Consider the following 14972-nt stretch of genomic DNA (forward strand, 5'->3'; position numbering starts at 1 on the left):
ATGCAGATGAATACGATGACGACGAGCGGGCCCGACAATGGGGATGCGGCACCGCAGGCGTTCGGCTCCATTCGCCTGGAAGCGGCGGAAGTAAAGGCGGATACGAAGCAGAACGTATTGTTTGAGCGCGTCAGTGCGCGCTTGAAGGCTCAGGTCGGTCAGGATGTCTACGCCAGTTGGTTCGCCAGACTGAAGCTGCATTCGGTATCGAAGAGCGTCGTTCGCCTTTCGGTCCCCACGACCTTCCTGAAGTCGTGGATCAACAATCGTTATCTCGACCTCATCACCGGTCTGTTCCAGGCCGAAGATCCGGAAATTCTGAAAATCGAAGTCCTGGTGCGTACGGCGACGCGCCACGGCACGAAGGCGCTCGATGAGGCGGTCGCGCCGGAACCCGCCGCCCCGACGCAAATGCGCCGCCCGGCAAGCGCTCAGCCGGCCGGTCAGGCCGTCCAGCAGGCGGTTTCGGCCGTTGCCGCCGCAAGGCCTGCAAGCTTCGGCTCGCCGCTCTTCGGTTCGCCGCTCGATAGCCGCTTTACCTTCGACACCTTCGTCGAAGGCAGCTCGAACCGCGTCGCGCTTGCGGCTGCGAAGACGATCGCAGAAGCTGGCCAGGGCGCCGTGCGCTTCAACCCGCTCTTCATCCATTCGGCCGTCGGCCTCGGCAAGACCCACCTGCTGCAGGCGGTCGCCAATGCGGCGGTGCAGAACCCCAGGGCTCTGCGCGTCGTCTATCTGACGGCTGAATATTTCATGTGGCGCTTCGCCACCGCGATCCGCGACAATGATGCGCTGACGCTGAAGGATTCGCTGCGCAACATCGATCTCTTGATCATCGACGACATGCAGTTCCTGCAGGGCAAGATGATCCAGCATGAATTCTGCCATCTCCTGAACATGCTGCTCGACAGCGCCAAACAGGTCGTCGTTGCCGCCGACCGCGCGCCCTGGGAGCTGGAGTCGCTCGACCCCCGCGTCCGCTCGCGCCTGCAGGGCGGTGTCGCGATCGAATTCGACGCGCCGGATTACGAGATGCGTCTCGAAATCCTCAAGCGTCGCCTTGCTGTCGCCCGGCTCGAAGATCCGTCGCTCGAAATTCCAGCCGAACTGCTCCAGCATGTCGCCCGCAACGTCACGGCCAGCGGCCGCGAACTCGAAGGCGCCTTCAACCAGCTGGTCTTCCGCCGCTCCTTCGAGCCGAACCTGTCGATCGAACGCGTCGACGAACTGCTCGCCCATCTGGTCGGCTCCGGCGAGCCCCGCCGTGTACGCATAGAGGATATCCAGCGCATCGTCGCAAGGCACTACAATGTCTCGCGCCAGGAACTGGTCTCGAACCGTCGCACCCGCGTGATCGTCAAGCCGCGCCAGATCGCCATGTATCTGTCGAAGACGCTGACGCCGCGCTCCTTCCCGGAGATCGGCCGCCGTTTCGGCGGGCGCGATCATACGACCGTGCTGCACGCCGTGCGCAAGATCGAAGAGCTGATTTCTGGAGACACCAAGCTTTCGCACGAAGTCGAGCTTCTGAAGCGGCTGATCAACGAATAATCGGCGGGTTTTCCAAAAAATCGACGGCCGGAAGCGATTCCGGCCGTTTTCCTTTATAAGTTTTTTATTTTATACCTCCCGCGCATCACGTGCATATCAAAGACTGAAGCGCCAAAACGGCGCGTGGGAGGAATGAATGAGTTTTGAAAAGATCGCCGTTCTCGGCCTGGGCAAGGTCGGACGGCTGGCGGCGACGCTTTTGCATGAAGGCGGCTTCGAGGTCATCGGCGTCGATGCGCAATTGCCGCTGAGCGACGTCCCTTTCAAGTGCCGCACCGGCGATATCTCCGATCCCCAGGTGATCGGCGAATTGCTCTCGAATGTCGAGGCCGTGCTCTCCTGCCTGCCCTATCATTTGAACATCGAGCTGGCGCGCGCCGCCCATCTTGCCGGCATCCATTATTTCGATCTGACCGAAGACGTTCCCACAACCAATTTCATCATCGAGCTGTCGAAGACATCACGCGGCCTGATGGCGCCGCAATGCGGCCTGGCGCCGGGTTTCGTCGGCATCGTCGGCGCAAGCCTGGCCGACGGCTTCGATCGCTGCCGGTCGATCCGCATGCGCGTCGGCGCCTTGCCGCAGCATCCGACCGGACTGCTCGGTTACGCCTTCAATTGGTCGCCCGAAGGCGTCGTCAACGAATATCTGAACGACTGCGAGGTCATCGAGGGCGGCGTGCGCAAGCTCGTCTCGCCGATGGAATGGCACGAGACCGTCTATGTCGGCGGCGTCAAGCTCGAAGCCTTCACGACGTCCGGCGGCCTTGGCACCATGTGCGACACCATGCTCGGCAAGATCGACAATCTCGATTACAAGACCATGCGTTATCCCGGCCATATGGAGCTGATGAATTTCTTCTTCCACGAGCTGTTGATGCGCGACAAGCGCAAGCTCGCCGGCGAGATCCTGACCAATGCCAAGCCGCCGGTTGAAGACGATGTCGTCTATGTCCATGTCGCCGCCGAGGGCACCGAGAATGGCAGCCTGCGCCGCAAGGAATTCGTGCGCGCCTATTACCCGATCGAGATTGCCGGCGCGCGCCGCACGGCAATCGCCTGGACGACGTCAGCCTCCGTCGTCGCCGTCATCGAGATGGTCCGCGACGGCCTGCTGCCGACGACCGGCTTCCTGCACCAGGAGCATATTCCGTTGGAGATGTTCCTGAAGACGCCGACCGGCAGCCTCTTCAAGGCGGGCGCGACCAGCCACGGCTAAGAAATAGTCTCCGGTGCGGCGGCAATATCAATGCCGCCGCACCGAAAACCAATCCGTCGTATCGGTGTCAGCAGGCGAGATCGGCGACGACCGAATCGAGGATCAGCATGCCGGATGGTGTGCAGCGCAGGCGTGAATTGCCGATCCGCTCGATAAATTTGTGCTCGAGCAGGAATTCCTCGCGCTTCGGGTCGAGGTCGCGGCCGGAAAGCTGCTGCCAGCGAGCGAGATCGACGCCTTCCCTGAGCCGCAGCCCCATCAGCAGCAGCTCGTCGGACTGTTCCTCGAAGCCGAGCCGCTCCTCATCGAGAATGCCGTGCCCATCACGCTCGACCATGTCGAGCCAGGCTTCCGGCTTGCGCTCGGTGGCGGTCGCGAGCTTCTCGGGGCCACGCGTCAGCCGGCCGTGAGCGCCCGGGCCGATGCCGGCATAATCGCCGTAGCGCCAGTAGGTCAGGTTATGTCGGCTTTCAGCTCCCGGCCGGGCATGATTGGAAACCTCATAGGCCGGCATGCCCTCGCGCGCGGTGATCTCCTGCGTCGCCTCGTAGAGCAATGCCGATTGCTCGCCGTCCGGCACGACCAGCTTGCCGGCCTTGTGCAGGCCGTAGAAGGGCGTGCCCTCCTCGATGGTCAACTGATAGAGCGAAAGATGGTCGACCGCATAGGAGATCGCCTCTTTCAGTTCCGTTTCCCATTCCTCGACCGTCTGCTCCGGCCGGGCATAAATCAGGTCGAAGGACATGCGCGGAAAGATGTCGCGGGCCAGCCGGATCGCCTTCAGCGCGTCGGCGACATCATGCAGCCGGCCGAGGAATTTCAGATCCCGGTCGTTCAGCGCTTGCACACCGAGTGAGACGCGATTGACGCCGGCCGCCCGGTAGCCGCGGAACCGTTCGGCCTCGACGCTCGAAGGGTTGGCCTCCATGGTGATCTCGATGCCGGCAGGCACATGCCAGTGCCGTGCAATGCCGTCGAGAATGGCGGAAACCGTTTCCGGCTGCATCAGCGAGGGCGTGCCGCCGCCGAGGAAGATGCTCGTCACCGTCTTCGGTCCGCTGATCGTCCGGACCGCCGCCATCTCCGTCAGGAAGGCGGCCGTATAACGCTCCTGATCCACCGGCTGGTGGCGCACATGGCTGTTGAAGTCGCAATAGGGACATTTCGCCGCGCAGAAGGGCCAATGCACATAGACGCCGAAGCCCGGCTCGCCGGTATCGGGGAGCAGAGCCGCATCGCGCGAGGCGCTTGGTGTGTCGAAATTGCCCACGGACCGACTCTATGCCTCCAGGCAGGTTTCGACAAAGAGTTTGAAGGCACGGGCCCGGTGCGACAGCGCTTGCGGCTTGCCGACGTTCCAGCCGTGTTTTTCCTCGCCGCTCATTTCGCCAAAGGTGATGTCGTAGCCCTCAGGCTGGAAGACCGGATCGTAGCCGAAGCCCTGGGTGCCGCGTGGCGGCCAGACGACGCTGCCTTCCACCTCGCCGCGAAACAGCTCCGTATGCCCATCCGGCCAGGCAAGGCAGAGCACGCTGATGAAACGCGCCCTGCGCTGTTCCGGCTTTGTCGCGCCCGCATCCTGCAGCGCCTTTTCCACCTTCGCCATCGCCATGTCGAAATCGCGCGTGCCGTTGGATGTCTCCGCCCAATTGGCGGTGTAGACGCCAGGATCGCCGCCAAGTGCGTCGACCACCAGCCCGGAATCGTCCGAAAGCGCCGGCATGCCGGCGGCATTGGCCGAAGCGACTGCCTTGATCGTCGCATTCTCTTCGAAGCTCGCGCCCGTCTCATCCGGTTCGACGAAGTTCAGCTCGGCCGCCGATTTGGCGGTGAAGCCGAGCGGCCCGATCAATTCCTGGATCTCGCGGATCTTGCCGGCATTGTGGCTGGCGACGACGATGGTCTTCGTTTCAAGCTTGCGCATTCAGATATCCTGTTCGATGCCCCAGATTTTAGCCTCCGCGCATTCCAGGCTGTTGCCGGCCGGATCGCGGAAATAGATCGAGCGGCCGCCGTTCGGCCAGCGCACCTCGGATTCGATCGCAACGCCGGCCGCCGACAGCCGTTCGGCCATGGCATCGATATTGCGGCCGGACACCCGGAAACAGGCGTGGCCTTGGCCGTTCGTGCCGTGCGGCGGCACCTGCAGTGCTTCGGGCGCCGGCGGCTTCACCGTTTCCTCGGGATTGAAGATCAACAGAACGCCGGGCCCACAGCGGAAGAAGACATGCCGGTTGGCGGCGCGGGCGATCTTTTCAAGTCCGAGAACGTCTTCGTAAAACGTCTCGGCCTGGTCGAGATCCCGCGCATAGAGCGCCGTTTCCAACATGCCTTCCAGCATGGGGTTCATCCTTCGACGGCCTGCTTCTGCAGTGCCACGAGTTCGCCGATGCCGTTTCTGGCCAACTGCATCAGCGAGGTGAATTCGCTTTCGCTGAACGGCGTGCCTTCGGCGGTGCCCTGGATCTCGACGATCCCGCCGGTGCCCGTCATGACGAAGTTCGCATCGGTCTCTGCCGAGGAGTCTTCCAGGTAATCGAGATCGATCACCGGCTGGCTGGCGAAGATGCCGCAGGAGATGGCGGCGACATGATCCTTCAGGACCCGGTCGACCTTGATCATGTTGCGGCTTTCCATCCATTTCAGGCAGTCGTAAAGCGCGATCCAGCCGCCGGTGATCGAGGCGGTCCGCGTGCCGCCATCGGCCTGGATGACGTCGCAATCGAGCGTGATCTGCCGTTCGCCGAGCGCCTGCAGGTCGACGACGGCGCGCAGCGACCGGCCGATCAGCCGCTGGATTTCCTGAGTGCGGCCTCCCTGCTTGCCGGCGGCGGCTTCGCGCTTCATGCGTTCGCCGGTCGCCCGCGGCAGCATGCCGTATTCGGCCGTGACCCAGCCCTTGCCGGTATTACGCAGCCATGGCGGCGTCTTTTCTTCGAGGCTCGCCGTGCAGAGTACATGCGTATCGCCGAACTTCACCAAGCAGGAGCCTTCCGCGTGCTTGGAAAAACTGCGCTCGAACGAGACCTTGCGCATCTGGTCGATTTTTCTGCCTGAAGGCCGCATTCTTATCTCCTGGGGTTTATTTGACCGCTTCTACGATTGGCGGCGCTCATTTGCAAATTCCCTTTTGCCACGGGTGTGAGTTTGACTTACTTTTCGGGAAGTATCATCAGCATGGGTTTGAAAGCTTCATGGGCATCAGGTCGACGTCGGTTTCGGATGCCGTAGCTGCGCTGGACGAGCGCTCCAGGGAAATTTTTCGTCGCATCGTCGAAGGTTACCTGGAAAGCGGCGAGCCGCTCGGTTCGCGCAACCTGTCCCGTATCCTGCCGATGTCGCTGTCGCCGGCCTCGGTGCGCAACGTCATGAGCGATCTCGAAGAGCTCGGCCTGATCTATTCGCCGCATGTCAGCGCCGGCCGGCTGCCGACCCAGATCGGCCTGCGCTTCTTCGTCGATGCCTTCATGCAGGTCGGCGACCTCTCCGCCGAGGAGCGCGCCAACATCGACCGTCAGCTGCGGGCCGAAAGCGGCGGCAATCCCGTTGAATCGATGATGAACGAGGCAAGCCGCATGTTGTCGGGCATTTCGCGCGGCGCGGGCCTCGTCATCACCTCGAAAAGCGATCCGGTGCTGAAACATGTCGAGTTCATCCGGCTCGAACCGACAAAGGCGCTGGCCGTGCTCGTCGGCGATCATGATCAGGTGGAAAACCGCATTATCGAGCTGCCGGCGGGCGTCACGTCCTCGCAGCTGACGGAGGCGGCGAATTTTCTCAATGCCCATATGTCCGGCCAGACCCTGCCGGAGCTCCGCAAACAATTGAGCCGCCTGAAGGACGACGTCCGTCACGAGCTCGATGCCCTGTCGCGCGATCTGGTCGAGCGCGGCATTGCTGTCTGGGCTGGGAGCCCGGATGAGGGGAAGCCGACGCAGCTGATCATCCGCGGCCGCGCCAACCTGCTCGAAGGCCTCGCCGGCGCCGACGATCTCGACCGGCTGCGGCTGCTGTTTGATGATCTCGAGAAGAAGGACAGCCTGATCGAGATCCTCAATCTCGCCGAAAGCGGCCCGGGTGTGCGCATTTTCATCGGTTCGGAAAACAAGCTCTTCTCGCTGTCCGGCTCATCGCTCATCGTCGCGCCCTATCGTGACGACGACGATCGCATCGTTGGTGCCGTCGGCGTCATCGGCCCGACGCGGCTCAATTATTCCCGCATCGTGCCGATGGTGGACTATACAGCCCAGCTCGTTTCCCGCCTTTCGCGCAATCAGCTTTGACGCAGCAACCGCCAAGCACGCGGAATTTTCGCTTCTTTGTCACGCAGACTTGATTTTTTTCGGTCAAACCTCGATATCGGGCGCATCTGAAGACACCAACCGGAGACCGTCATGACCGATGACACGACGAAAAACGGACCTGACGCAACTGCGGCCGATGCCGCAGCCGACGCTGCCGCCTACGTCGAGAACGAAACTGCGCAGCAAGAGCCCGCCCAGCCGGACCCAATCGAGCTTCTGAAAGCCGAAAACGGCGAGCTGCGCGACCGCTATTTGCGCCTTGCTGCCGAGATGGACAATCTGCGCCGGCGCACCGAGCGCGAGGTAAAGGATGCCAAGTCCTATTCCGTCGCCGGCTTTGCTCGTGACATGCTCGCCGTCTCGGACAATCTGCGCCGCGCGCTCGATGCCATCCCTCCGGAGACCAAGGCTGCCGCCGATGCCGGCCTGAGCACGCTGATCGAGGGTGTCGAGATGACCGAGCGCGCCATGCTGTCGGCTCTCGAGCGCCACGGCGTTCGCAAGCTTGAGCCGGTTGGCCAGAAGTTCGATCCGAATTTCCATCAGGCAATGTTCGAGGTGCCGAACCCCGACGTGCCGAACAATACGGTCGTGCAGGTCGTGCAGGCAGGCTTCTCCATCGGCGAGCGCGTGCTGCGCCCGGCCATGGTCGGCGTCGCCAAGGGCGGCCCGAAGCCGACCGAAGCCGAAACCAACTCCGTCTTCGACGAGAAAGACGCCTGATATCCCTTCCTTCTGCCTCGTGCAGAAGGAAAAGCCGAAGCGTTAGATGCGGGCGAAGCGTTCGATCAGCAGATCGAAAAAGCCATCCGCATCGACATGGCGCATGACCTTGGCGTTGCGCTTGCGCTCGGTCACATGCCACCAGTCGACGACCGTCATGCCGACGGTGAGTTCGGACTGGACCTCGATCTCGACATTGCAGTCGCGGCCCTGGAAAAGTTCCGGCTCCAGCAGGTAGGCGACAACGGTCGGGTCGTGCAGCGGCCCGCCGTCGGAACCGTATTTCTCGATGTCGAAGCGTTCGAAGAATTCCAGCATCTCGACCATGGCCTTTGCCGGCGCCGTGCCGATCTCGGCCATACGTTTCACCCGGTCCTTGCGGGTCAGCAATTGATGCGTCACATCAAGCGGCATCATCACGATCGGAACGCCTGAGCGGAAGACGATATCGGCCGCCTCCGGATCGACATAGATGTTGAATTCGGCCGCCGGCGTGATGTTGCCGCCCTCGAAGAAGCCCCCGCCCATCATCACCAGTTCGCGGATGCGGGGGACGATGTCTGGTGCCTTCTGAAAGGCCATGCCGATATTGGTGAGCGGCCCGAGCGTGCACAGCGTCACCGTGCCTTCCGGCTCGCGGCGCAACGTCTCGATGATGAAGTCGACGGCATGGCCAGGCTGCAGCGCCATCGTCGGCTCGCTGAGTTCCGGACCGTCGAGGCCGGTCTTGCCGTGCACATGTTCGGCCGTCACCAGCTTGCGGGCGATCGGCGCGTCGGCGCCGGCGAAGACCTTGGTCTCCGTCCGGCCGCAGAGATCGCAGACGATGCGCGCATTGCGGCTGGTGAGCGGAAGCGGCACGTTGCCGGCGACCGTCGTGATCCCCAGAACCTCCAGCTCGTCGGGACTGCCGAAGGCCAGCATGATGGCGGCCGCGTCGTCCTGGCCAGGATCCGTGTCGATGATGATCTTTCTTGCGCTTGCCATTCCGATCGTTCCATCCTCGCACTGCGTGTTACCGGGCATGCACCGATTTCTTCACGTCCCGTCACAAATCAGCACAATCCGCGCGGGCATGTTTTGATGCGAGGCAGCAGCCGCTTTGTCAAGGAAAGAGCCTGACGTCAGCTTAAAATTGAGAAGGTGGCGCCGACACGTCGTGCCCCATGCCTTGCAGCGCCAGGCTCTTGTCCCCATATTAGCGGCATCCGGATGCTGCACTGAAGGTCCGGGATGGTCGCTTGCGCCAAGGACTTGAAAAGAGATGAGCCGCATTACCCCTTTCGCCAGCCCGCTGCTTCTGGGCTTCGATGCCATGGAAAAGACGCTGGAGCGCATTTCCAAGACGAGCGACGGATATCCGCCTTATAATATCGAACGCATCGGCGCCGACAGCGGCGCGCCGGAGCGTCTGCGCATCACCCTTGCCGTGGCTGGCTTCAGCGAGGAGGAACTTGATGTCTCCATTGAGGAGAACCAGCTTCTGATCCGCGGCCGCCAGGTCGAACAGGGCGAGCGGGACTATCTCTATCGCGGTATCGCCGCCCGCCAGTTCCAGCGTACCTTCGTTCTTGCCGACGGCATGCAGGTGCTGGGTGCGGCCCTGAAGAACGGGCTGCTCTCCGTCGATCTAATTCGCCCGGAACCTGCGCGCATGGTCAAGAAAATTAACATTTCGGTCTCACAGTAGCACAACGGTTTGTCGAACCGTTGGTCCCTTCTCCCGGAGGAACAGGAATGTTGATGAAAGAAGCCACGTCTCACTTGACCAAATCCGAGCTTGCCCACATCGGCAACGGCGAGGTCGCCTATATCAGAAAAATGCGGACCGATGAGGTCGCCAAGTGCTTTCCCGAGGCGCCGGATATCGATCCGACCGTCGATCTCTGGGCGCTCTTCGGCGCCGACGGCACGCCCATCCTGCTGACGGATAATCGCTCCAGCACCTTCTTCAAGGCTGCCGAGGACGAATTGAAGACGGTCAGCCTGCACTGACCGTCAAGACCGTCTGCTCCGTTTCACTGCTTGCGGTGCACGGTCGCTCTATTCGATTTCGCTGCGATCGGGACGGATGTCGCGACATATGCGCGTAGCCGTCTTCCGGCGCCGTACCTGCGATGACGTTGAAAATTCCAGGATCCGGTAGCAACTGAATGAATCGAACTCATTGAAGATGCCGACCTCTCATCGGGAACTAAGCACTCTGGCCAAGAAATTATGGGCAAGCTACGCTTGGCATTCTTGTGCCGCTGAGCAGATTTTCCTGATTTGAATCCTGACAAGCCCAAGGGTTGTCCGCTCCGGGCCGAGACCCGTCAGTAGACCAGTTGAGGCGTGATTGAGATCTCCTATCCGTGCCAGGCTCTCTCACCCGAACCGGACCGCCGTTCTCGCGCGCGCCTTTGCCGCTATCTCCTCGCGATCACGAGGAGGTTGGGACGTTTCCATCGAATCGAGCAGCTCGCGGGCGCATGCCGCGATCGAACCGACCGCGCGCTCGAATGCGACCTCATTGCGCTTCGACGGTTTGGTCGTTCCGCTCACCTTCCGTACAAACTGGAGCGCCGCATCGTGGATCTCCTCGTCAGTCGCCGGCGGATCGAAATTGAACAGGGGTTTTATATTTCGGCACATGACTTGCTCCCGGTCATTGTCTCTCTTCTATTTGAGAGGAGGGTGACCAGCACAGAAAATAGTCGCGCGAGCGTTAATGGCAACCGGTCCAACGGCGGGTCTCTCCGCGTCGCAAGGCAGGGCGCAGCTCCTCCAGTTCGGTTTTTTTGTCGCTGTCGGCATCAGACCGGCGTCCCACGCGATTGTTCGCGCCGAAGAACATCGCGGCGCGTTCGCCGACTTGCGGGCAGCCTCAGATCTTCCTGAATGTCAGATAGGCCGAAGACCGGCCCTCGCGCCGCGCCTTGGCCTCGTAGCGTGTGCTCGGCCAGCCCTCATAGGGGGTCAGCCAATCGGCTGCATTGTCGGCCATCCATTCGAAACCGCCATGGTCGCGGCATTTGATCAGCGTCCAGTTCACATAGGTGTCGATGTCGGAGGCGAAGCAGAACAGGCCACCAGGCTTCAGCACGCGATGAAAGCGGCCGAGATTGGTTTTCGAGACGAAACGCCGCTTCCAGTGTTTCCGCTTCGGCCAGGGGTCCGGATAGAGCAGGTCGATCTGATCGAGTGAGCCGTCCGGCAGCCAGTCGAGCAGTTGCGTCGCGTCGTCATTATAGACGCGGATATTGGAGGCGCTGGTCTCGCCGATGCGCGACAACAGCTTCTGCATGGAATTGACGAAGGGTTCGACGCCGATGAAGCCGGTCGAAGGCATCTCCAGCGCGCGGTGGATCAGGTGCTCGCCGCCGCCGAAACCGATTTCCAGCCGCAATCTCTCGACCGGGATCGGGAAGAGCGATGACGTCAGCGGCTCCGGGGGAGCCGCCGTCAGATCGATAAGGAACGCCGGAAGCAGACTGTTCAGCGTCTCCGCTTGCTGTTCGCGCAGGGCCTTTCCCTTACGGCGACCGAAGAAAGCTTCGGTCGCCCGGCCCCGGCGCTCCATATCCGTCATGCAGCAGCCTTGGTCTTGACGGCTTCCTTGAGCGCCTTCACGAGGTCCGTGCGCTCCCAGGAGAACGAGCCGTCGCGTCCGGCCTTGCGGCCGAAATGGCCGTAAGCCGAGGTCTTGGCATAGATCGGCTTGTTGAGGTCGAGATGGCGGCGGATGCCCGACGGCGACAGGTCCATGTTCTGGCGGATTGCGGCTTCGACCTGATCCTCGCTGATGCCATTGCCGGTACCGTGCAGGTCGACATAGATCGACAGCGGCTGAGCAACACCGATGGCGTAGGAGAGTTGGATCGTGCAGCGGTCGGCAAGGCCGGCGGCAACGACGTTCTTGGCAAGATAGCGGGCAGCATAGGCGGCCGAACGGTCGACCTTCGTCGTGTCCTTGCCGGAGAATGCACCGCCGCCATGCGGAGCGGCGCCGCCGTAGGTGTCGACGATGATCTTGCGGCCGGTGAGGCCCGCATCGCCGTCCGGTCCGCCGATGACGAACTTGCCGGTCGGGTTGATGTACCAGTTGCAATCGTCGGCGATCTTCAGCTCGCCGAGCGCTTCGCGGATATAGGGCTCAACGACGGCGCGGACCTTGTTCGAATCCCAGCTCTCGTCGAGATGCTGGGTCGAAAGCACGATCGAGGTTGCTTCCGACGGCTTGCCGTCGACGTAACGCACGGTCACCTGGCTCTTGGCGTCGGGGCCGAGCTTGGCAACTTCTCCGTCGCCCTTCTTGCGGGCAACTGCGAGCAGCTGCAGGATCTTGTGGGAATAATAGATCGGCGCCGGCATCAGGTCCGGCGTTTCGCGGCAGGCATAACCGAACATGATGCCCTGGTCGCCGGCACCCTCGTCGCCCTGCTGGTCGGCGGCGCTGTCGACGCCCTGCGCGATATCGGCCGACTGCGAGTGCAAGAGCACGTCGATCTTTGCCTTCTTCCAGTGGAAGCCGTCCTGCTCGTAGCCGATATCCTTGATGGCGCGGCGGGCGGCGGCCTTGAACTTCGACGGGTTGATGACGTCCTTGCCGTCCTTGTCCTTCTTCATCAGGCTCGGCGGCAGGCGAACTTCGCCGGCGATGACGACGCGGTTGGTCGTCGCCAGCGTCTCGCAGGCAATGCGCACGCCCCACGGATTGACGCCGGTCTTGGCCGCTTCGCGGTAGACCAGATCGACGATCTCGTCGGAGATGCGGTCACAGACTTTGTCCGGATGACCTTCGGCAACAGATTCGCTGGTAAAGAGATAATTCGCGCGCATTTCGGGATTCCCCTCAAAGAATAAAAGCCAGCTAGTAGGTACTCAGTTCGAGGGCCGATGACAAGCGCAGAAGGACATAAATATATCTTTATATCTGTGGCAAAGTGACAAATTTTGCCCCAAAAACGCAAAAAAGGCGGCCTTTCGACCGCCTTTCGAATTCTGCACCGGTCTTGGTTCAGTCGGCGTCGGCTTCAGCCGCCAAGGCTTTCACCAGCTCCACGACCTTGCGGCGAACCTTGGGATCGGAAATCTTGACGAAGGCGCGGTTGAGCTGCAGTCCTTCCGAGGAAGAGAGGAAATCGACGACGTAATTCGAGCTGGAGGCTTCCATGCCGCCGCCGCCGGCAGAATGTTCGCCGGGCGCGTCCTCGAAGAAAAACGACACCGGAACATTGAGGATGTTCGAGATGTTCTGCAGACGGCTTGCGCCGACGCGGTTGGTGCCCTTTTCGTATTTCTGGATCTGCTGGAAGGTGATGCCAAGGCTTTCGCCAAGCTTTTCCTGGCTCATGCCCAGCATCGTACGACGGAGGCGAATACGGCTGCCAACATGGATGTCGATCGGATTCGGCTTCTTTTTGTTTTCAATCATGGTCGTGCCCTAGCTAAGAATTTCAACCTGTTTCTAACCGGCATGCCCCAGATCCATCCCAAAACGCCACGTTGCAAGAGGTGAGGAACCCACCTTCGAACATACGTTAAGAACGCCGATTGTCATCACTATGCAATTTTAGGGGTTTTTGGTCAATTCAACCCGGAAATAAAACCCCTGCGAGAAATTAGCGCAATCAGAATCAGCAACGCCTCGGTCAACCAGAAGTATGTTTGCTGGGGGTATGTCGTTCCGAGTCCCGCGCCGATGCTATCGAGCGTTGCATCGATGAAGCCGGTTTCCCCAAGATCGAGGCCCGCAATAATTTCCCCATGGGCGTTCACCAGCGCTGAAATGCCGCTATTGGCATCACGAATCAGCGGCAGACCGGTTTCAACAGCCCGTACCCGCGCCTGCTGGAAATGCTGGTAGGGGCCGGGCGTCGCGCCGAACCAGGCGTCATTGGTGATATTGAGGATCGCGTTGGCGTCTTTGATGTCGCCGGTCATTTCGTCGGGGAAAATGATCTCGTAGCAGATCAGCGGATAGAGATTGAGGCCGCCGGGCAGCGTCAGCAGGTGCCGGCTTGCCGCGGCCGAAAATCCTCCCGGTATTTCGACGACGTTCTGGATGCCGAATTCGGTGAGCACGTCCTCGAAGGGCAGGTATTCGCCGAAAGGCACCAGATGCACCTTGTCGGAGGCGCCGATGATCTGGCCGCGGCCATCGATCACGTAGATGGAATTATAATAGCGCGTCGGAGTGCCCGGTCCCATCTCCTCGGCGCGGACGGCGCCGGCGATCAGCACCTGGTTGTCATCGAGCGTATCGGCGATCCGCGTCAGCGCATCCTGGTTGTCGGTCAGGATGAAGGGGATCGAGGTTTCCGGCCAGACGATGATATCGGGTTTGCGTCCGCCATTTTTCGGTGCTTCAGCCGAAAGCTTCAGATGCGTCTCGAAGATCGCGGCGCGGTCGGCGTCGTTGTCCATCTTCGCCGCCTGGTCGATCGCCGGCTGCACCAACCGCACCACCGGCCGCTTGTCCTCCGGCAATGTGTCCGGCCGGGGCGCGAGATAGAGAGCATAAGCGCCATAACCGAGATGGGCGGCAAAGAGCAGGACGGCGAGCGCGATTCCCGGCCGCGCGCCTTGCCGCGTCCCGGCAAGGGCAGGCGCAGAAAAGACGAAGACGGCAAGGGCAGTCACCCCCGTCGCCCCGATCACATGCGCCGACTGCATCATCAGCGGAACCGGCATCATGCCGTAGCCGATGGCGTTCCAGGGAAAGCCGGTGAGGATCACGCTTCGAAGCCACTCCATCAGCCCGAAGCCAGCCGCAAGCGCGGCGATCCGCCCCATGCCATCAGACCAGACGATGCGGGCAAGGGCGGCCGCCAGCCCGTAGAAGATCGCAAGACAGGCCGGCAGGCCGAGGATTGCCAACGGCAGCGCCCACGCGAATTCTTCCTGATCGACCAGCAGCGCATGGCCGAGCCACCAGAGGCCGGCGACGAAATAGCCGAAGCCGAACAGCCAGCCGGTGGTGAACGCCGGCCACAGCCTGCCGATCAGGCCGCTCTCAGGCGAAGCCGCCGCCCCGTCGATCAGCCAGACGAGCAGCGTGAAGGAAACGAACATTGCCGCAAAAAAGCCGAAGGGCGGCAGCGCCAGAACCGCGAATGCCCCGGCGGCGATGGCCAGCAGCGACCGTTTGAAACCCCAGACGAGGATAGCCCTGTCCGCAAGCCGCTCCATGC

At 61.6% G+C, this 14972-nt stretch carries 16 protein-coding genes; 6 read left to right on the forward strand and 10 right to left on the reverse strand.

All coding sequences use genetic code 11. The annotated features are described in order from the left end of the window. Both dnaA and N2A41_RS00010 read left to right on the forward strand, forming a co-directional pair. Complete coding sequence (gene dnaA / locus N2A41_RS00005; RefSeq protein WP_222387245.1) at window positions 1-1551, forward strand: chromosomal replication initiator protein DnaA; 1551 nt, start codon at window positions 1-3, stop codon at window positions 1549-1551. Window positions 1552-1687: 136 nt separating this feature from the next. After that, window positions 1688-2770 (forward strand): saccharopine dehydrogenase family protein, encoded by a 1083-nt coding sequence (locus tag N2A41_RS00010; RefSeq protein ID WP_222332447.1) that lies wholly within the window; start codon window positions 1688-1690, stop codon window positions 2768-2770. 67 nt (window positions 2771-2837) lie between these two features. On the opposite strand, the gene hemW is transcribed toward N2A41_RS00010, so the two are convergent. From hemW to rph, 4 genes are read right to left on the reverse strand one after another with little or no spacing between them, the layout of a single operon-like run. Further along, window positions 2838-4040, reverse strand: coding sequence for a radical SAM family heme chaperone HemW (gene hemW, locus N2A41_RS00015; protein WP_260109924.1), 1203 nt, complete (start codon window positions 4038-4040; stop codon window positions 2838-2840). Window positions 4041-4049: 9 nt separating this feature from the next. Next, complete coding sequence (gene rdgB, locus N2A41_RS00020) at window positions 4050-4694, reverse strand: RdgB/HAM1 family non-canonical purine NTP pyrophosphatase (RefSeq protein ID WP_260109925.1); 645 nt, start codon at window positions 4692-4694, stop codon at window positions 4050-4052. Next, window positions 4695-5120: a VOC family protein gene (locus N2A41_RS00025; protein WP_170260401.1), complete on the reverse strand. Its 426-nt coding sequence runs from the start codon at window positions 5118-5120 to the stop codon at window positions 4695-4697. Next, window positions 5117-5836, reverse strand: a complete 720-nt coding sequence (gene rph, locus N2A41_RS00030; protein ID WP_064245081.1) for a ribonuclease PH — start codon at window positions 5834-5836, stop codon at window positions 5117-5119. Before rph ends, N2A41_RS00025 begins: the two co-directional genes overlap by 4 nt. Before the next feature lie 128 nt (window positions 5837-5964). Between rph and hrcA the strand changes: the two genes are divergently transcribed. Both hrcA and grpE read left to right on the forward strand, forming a co-directional pair. Further along, a complete protein-coding gene (hrcA, locus tag N2A41_RS00035) occupies window positions 5965-7053 on the forward strand; it encodes a heat-inducible transcriptional repressor HrcA (protein ID WP_017966717.1) in 1089 nt (362 codons plus the stop codon). Between the two features lie 111 nt (window positions 7054-7164). Further along, on the forward strand, window positions 7165-7797 hold the full coding sequence (gene grpE, locus N2A41_RS00040; protein WP_017966718.1) for a nucleotide exchange factor GrpE: 633 nt from the start codon (window positions 7165-7167) through the stop codon (window positions 7795-7797). A 42-nt stretch (window positions 7798-7839) separates the two neighbouring features. Here grpE and N2A41_RS00045 read toward each other — a convergent pair whose 3' ends face one another. Further along, window positions 7840-8784, reverse strand: a complete 945-nt coding sequence (locus N2A41_RS00045; protein ID WP_260109926.1) for a nucleoside hydrolase — start codon at window positions 8782-8784, stop codon at window positions 7840-7842. Between the two features lie 277 nt (window positions 8785-9061). Between N2A41_RS00045 and N2A41_RS00050 the strand changes: the two genes are divergently transcribed. Then, window positions 9062-9487, forward strand: coding sequence for an Hsp20 family protein (locus tag N2A41_RS00050; protein ID WP_017966720.1), 426 nt, complete (start codon window positions 9062-9064; stop codon window positions 9485-9487). A gap of 47 nt (window positions 9488-9534) precedes the next feature. Further along, window positions 9535-9792 carry a DUF1150 family protein gene (locus N2A41_RS00055; protein WP_003556039.1) on the forward strand — a complete coding sequence of 86 codons (258 nt, stop codon included), beginning with the start codon at window positions 9535-9537 and terminating at the stop codon, window positions 9790-9792. 372 nt (window positions 9793-10164) lie between these two features. On the opposite strand, the gene N2A41_RS00060 is transcribed toward N2A41_RS00055, so the two are convergent. The 5 genes from N2A41_RS00060 to lnt form a co-directional block, all read right to left on the reverse strand. Further along, window positions 10165-10431, reverse strand: coding sequence for a DUF2277 domain-containing protein (locus N2A41_RS00060; protein ID WP_260109927.1), 267 nt, complete (start codon window positions 10429-10431; stop codon window positions 10165-10167). 232 nt (window positions 10432-10663) lie between these two features. Beyond that, a complete protein-coding gene (gene trmB / locus N2A41_RS00065) occupies window positions 10664-11368 on the reverse strand; it encodes a tRNA (guanine(46)-N(7))-methyltransferase TrmB (protein ID WP_170257379.1) in 705 nt (234 codons plus the stop codon). After that, window positions 11365-12618 (reverse strand): methionine adenosyltransferase, encoded by a 1254-nt coding sequence (gene metK / locus N2A41_RS00070; RefSeq protein ID WP_017966724.1) that lies wholly within the window; start codon window positions 12616-12618, stop codon window positions 11365-11367. Before metK ends, trmB begins: the two co-directional genes overlap by 4 nt. Window positions 12619-12796: 178 nt before the next feature. After that, on the reverse strand, window positions 12797-13213 hold the full coding sequence (locus N2A41_RS00075) for a helix-turn-helix domain-containing protein (RefSeq protein WP_017966725.1): 417 nt from the start codon (window positions 13211-13213) through the stop codon (window positions 12797-12799). A 152-nt stretch (window positions 13214-13365) separates the two neighbouring features. Further along, window positions 13366-14970, reverse strand: coding sequence for an apolipoprotein N-acyltransferase (lnt, locus tag N2A41_RS00080; protein WP_170277317.1), 1605 nt, complete (start codon window positions 14968-14970; stop codon window positions 13366-13368). Window positions 14971-14972 lie beyond the last annotated feature (2 nt).

Source organism: Rhizobium sp. SRDI969, assembly GCF_025152725.1.
Classification (GTDB): Bacteria; Pseudomonadota; Alphaproteobacteria; order Rhizobiales; family Rhizobiaceae; genus Rhizobium; species Rhizobium leguminosarum_I.

Excerpts from the sequence above, each read along its gene's own strand:
- metK (WP_017966724.1), bottom strand. The coding sequence starts at position 12,618 with ATGCGCGCGAATTATCTCTTTACCAGCGAATCTGTTGCCGAAGGTCAT.
- N2A41_RS00010 (WP_222332447.1), top strand. The coding sequence starts at position 1,688 with ATGAGTTTTGAAAAGATCGCCGTTCTCGGCCTGGGCAAGGTCGGACGG.
- N2A41_RS00050 (WP_017966720.1), top strand. The coding sequence starts at position 9,062 with ATGAGCCGCATTACCCCTTTCGCCAGCCCGCTGCTTCTGGGCTTCGAT.
- trmB (WP_170257379.1), bottom strand. The coding sequence starts at position 11,368 with ATGACGGATATGGAGCGCCGGGGCCGGGCGACCGAAGCTTTCTTCGGT.
- N2A41_RS00075 (WP_017966725.1), bottom strand. The coding sequence starts at position 13,213 with ATGATTGAAAACAAAAAGAAGCCGAATCCGATCGACATCCATGTTGGC.
- dnaA (WP_222387245.1), top strand. The coding sequence starts at position 1 with ATGCAGATGAATACGATGACGACGAGCGGGCCCGACAATGGGGATGCG.
- N2A41_RS00045 (WP_260109926.1), bottom strand. The coding sequence starts at position 8,784 with ATGGCAAGCGCAAGAAAGATCATCATCGACACGGATCCTGGCCAGGAC.
- rph (WP_064245081.1), bottom strand. The coding sequence starts at position 5,836 with ATGCGGCCTTCAGGCAGAAAAATCGACCAGATGCGCAAGGTCTCGTTC.
- N2A41_RS00060 (WP_260109927.1), bottom strand. The coding sequence starts at position 10,431 with ATGTGCCGAAATATAAAACCCCTGTTCAATTTCGATCCGCCGGCGACT.
- hrcA (WP_017966717.1), top strand. The coding sequence starts at position 5,965 with ATGGGCATCAGGTCGACGTCGGTTTCGGATGCCGTAGCTGCGCTGGAC.
- lnt (WP_170277317.1), bottom strand. The coding sequence starts at position 14,970 with ATGGAGCGGCTTGCGGACAGGGCTATCCTCGTCTGGGGTTTCAAACGG.
- N2A41_RS00055 (WP_003556039.1), top strand. The coding sequence starts at position 9,535 with ATGTTGATGAAAGAAGCCACGTCTCACTTGACCAAATCCGAGCTTGCC.
- N2A41_RS00025 (WP_170260401.1), bottom strand. The coding sequence starts at position 5,120 with ATGAACCCCATGCTGGAAGGCATGTTGGAAACGGCGCTCTATGCGCGG.
- rdgB (WP_260109925.1), bottom strand. The coding sequence starts at position 4,694 with ATGCGCAAGCTTGAAACGAAGACCATCGTCGTCGCCAGCCACAATGCC.
- grpE (WP_017966718.1), top strand. The coding sequence starts at position 7,165 with ATGACCGATGACACGACGAAAAACGGACCTGACGCAACTGCGGCCGAT.